Annotated in this window: 3 protein-coding genes; 1 reads left to right on the plus strand and 2 read right to left on the minus strand. The window is 65.7% G+C overall.

Going from position 1 to position 2,142, the window contains the following annotated elements; genetic code table 11:
• Positions 1-57 precede the first annotated feature (57 nt).
• Positions 58-279: a BldC family transcriptional regulator gene (locus tag ELR45_RS14445; protein WP_129667023.1), complete on the plus strand. Its 222-nt coding sequence runs from the start codon at positions 58-60 to the stop codon at positions 277-279.
• 273 nt (positions 280-552) lie between these two features.
• Here the strand turns inward: ELR45_RS14445 and ELR45_RS14450 are convergent, their stop codons facing one another.
• Entirely contained in the window at positions 553-1,227 is a 675-nt protein-coding gene (locus ELR45_RS14450; protein WP_129667024.1) for a 4'-phosphopantetheinyl transferase family protein, read from the minus strand.
• Between the two features lie 225 nt (positions 1,228-1,452).
• Entirely contained in the window at positions 1,453-2,097 is a 645-nt protein-coding gene (locus ELR45_RS14455) for a DUF1707 SHOCT-like domain-containing protein (protein ID WP_129667025.1), read from the minus strand.
• Positions 2,098-2,142: the final 45 nt, after the last annotated feature.

Genomic DNA, 2,142 nt, shown 5'->3' on the forward strand with positions numbered 1-2,142 from the left:
CGATGAAATGACAATGAGTGACGGGACGGTCCCGTCACGTGGGGAAGGAAGTTGACGATGGCGACCAAGACCCAGGAAGCCGAGGCCCTCCTCACCCCTGCAGAGGTGGCGGCCATGTTCCGAGTTGACCCGAAGACGGTCACGCGGTGGGCCAAGGCGGGCAAGCTCGAGTCGATCCGCACGCTGGGTGGACATCGGCGCTACCGGGAATCCGAGGTCCGCACCCTGCTGACGGGTCATGTGCCTGGTCAGCGGGGCGAAGTAGATCTCAGCCTCTAGGGTGAGCGAAGAACCTTTGATAATGAGAAGGTCCTGACCAGCACGTAGGTGCTGGTCAGGACCTTTTACTTGGTGGGCGGGCACCGCCCAGTAGGCGGGTGTCATATCTTGAGTTCGAGGATCCAGACCTGACCAGCCATAGCCACTGACCCCGCCTTCATGACTCAGCCGTCCGAGGTGGACGGGCCGGGGCGACATTGATGATCAGTAGGGTGGGACGCCACGTATGGTTCAATGGCGCGTTTGGGTGGGACTCGGCGATGTCTTACGGAATCAGCGGGCAGTCCATGGCTGCGTCTCGCACTGGCTGACCGCCGCGAGAAGGAGCCCGTCGCGGGCGAGCCACCGGCCCAGGAAGCCGGTCACGGCGTGTGCGCCCAGCGCGGGACCGGGTATGAGCAACCGAGCGGTGAACGTGCCGTCGAGCCTCGGCTCGATCAACGCGTCGTGGAAGTCCAGCCAGCGCTCGGTGAGTGGGAACCATGCCTTGTACACCGCTTCCTTGGCGCAGAACAGCAGGCGGTCCCAGTAGAACGCGGACCACGCCTCAGCCAGGCGTGACAACGCGGCCCGTTCCTGTGGCAGCGCGATGGCCTCCAAGACATCAGCTGGAAGCCTCTGAGCTGGCTCGGCATCGATACCGATGGTGATCACATCGCGCTCCCATGCGACGGCGCTCGCACGGTACCCGTCGCAATGGGTCATGCTTCCGACGACGGAAGCGGGCCATACCGGCGCGCCGCCTTCGCCACGGGGTATCGCCATCGGTGGCAACCCCAGCTCGGCCATGGCGCGCCGTGCGCACCCCCGTGCCGTCGCGAACTCCCGGCGCCGTTTGTCCACCGCCTCGACGACGGACTTCTCCTCCTCGGCGAACAAATGCACCGCGTGGAGATCGTCGAACGCTTCTGCGGATTTGACCGCGGGCGGCAGAAGCTCCTCGATCACGTCGGCTCTGCCTGGGCGGTACCACAGCCGGCCGTGGCCACTGTTCGGCCGATGCCGAGGGCGGGAATGAACGGGCGCGGCGTGGCACGCCGACCGCGTCGGTGAGCGCGGCCGTCGATAGCGCGGGAGATCGGCGCGGCGATCATGCCCAGAGCATAGAACGTGCAGGTGATCTTGTCGGCACCCGGCGGTGCATACGGCGTGCACCGCCGGGTGTCCAGGGCTTCACTCAGATCGTTTGGCGATCTTCTTGGCTTCCTTCAGCTGCAGCCCCAGGGCTTCTTCGGGGAGTTTCCACACCTCGGTGCCGCCCATCATGTTGTAGGCCTTGATGCGGATACGCGGTGCGCCAGGGCGCGGGCTTCGCCGGCTGCCCCGTTCGTCCGTGCCGCCCATGAGCGAGAATCCGCCCACCTCGACGTCGACCGTGTCGGGCACATAGATGTCCGTCCCGCCCATGACGTTCACGGAGACGATGGTGACATCGTCGCTGTCGAGCTCGGCGTCCCGGAGGTCGATGTCGTGGCCGCCCATGACCGCGACCGTGTTGACGCGCTGCGCTACCCGCCATCGGCCACGTTTGCTGCTGCCGCCCATGACCGCGACGATCCATTTCGTCGCCTTACGCCGCCGAGGCTCGACAACGGCGGACCGCGAAGTGGTGATGTCGGGCAGATCAGACGTCAGTGTGGCCAGCTCATCCCGCGTGGTGGCGGCGTACGCGCGGTCGATTCTCTCTTCTAACTCGGCCAAGGTCAGGCGGCCCATGGTGGCGTGCTCGGAGAGCCGTTCGACAAGGTCCTCCCGCTCCTGGTCAGAGGCGCGGATCTGCGGTTGCTTCTCGTGGTCAGGCTGATCGGGGACGGACATGGGCCAAGACTAGTGGGCACCATCCCGATCCTCATCCACCGATCG

The organism is Phytoactinopolyspora endophytica (genome assembly GCF_004138495.1).
GTDB classification, from domain to species: domain Bacteria; phylum Actinomycetota; class Actinomycetes; order Jiangellales; family Jiangellaceae; genus Phytoactinopolyspora; species Phytoactinopolyspora endophytica.